The 518-nt window shown below is 37.8% G+C and carries 1 protein-coding gene; it reads right to left on the bottom strand.

Going from position 1 to position 518, the window contains the following annotated elements; genetic code table 11:
- Nucleotides 1-77: 77 nt before the first annotated feature.
- A complete protein-coding gene (locus AC3G7N_RS22635; protein ID WP_089061207.1) occupies nucleotides 78-278 on the bottom strand; it encodes a hypothetical protein in 201 nt (66 codons plus the stop codon).
- Nucleotides 279-518: the final 240 nt, after the last annotated feature.

The raw sequence follows: 518 nt of genomic DNA, 5'->3' as shown, positions 1-518 counted from the left end.
GCTAGGCATAACTTAGCAAAAGACCTGCATACTCTATAGAGCATCCGGTCTTTTGTCTATGTCCAAGCTATTTTGAACTACCTAATCCGTACTTCATACCATATTTTCTTCGGGGAGTGATCACTAGTCTCAGGTAATTTTGTTACTTTTGATTTTGGGAATTTCAGCTGAACATACTGCAATTCAGCATTTGTTAAACGTAATTCCCTAACACAGGCTCCATCCTTAAAGGATTCGGATAGAAACTCATCGAATCGCTTATCCTTTTGACGGTTCATCCATCTTCCCCCTTCGCAAAAAAGTAATCGGATTATTACATTCTAACTTAGAATATGCAAATCCTTGCGGGTATAGAAGCAGAAACTTTGTTTACTCGCTACTATGATCGGACAATTTGCTTTTTCCGTTTCAAAGCCTTCAAAACAATTTCCCTCTCATTAAACGGTAATTCCTGATCACCAATTATTTGTGTGGTTTCATGACCTTTTCCAGCGATAAGGATTGTATCATCTTTATCA

It is taken from the genome of Virgibacillus carmonensis (genome assembly GCF_057836705.1).
This window is presented reverse-complemented; position numbering and strand designations above follow the sequence as displayed.

What these genes read in the sequence shown, in the direction of transcription:
- AC3G7N_RS22635 (WP_089061207.1), bottom strand. Translation starts at nt 278, where the DNA reads ATGAACCGTCAAAAGGATAAGCGATTCGATGAGTTTCTATCCGAATCC.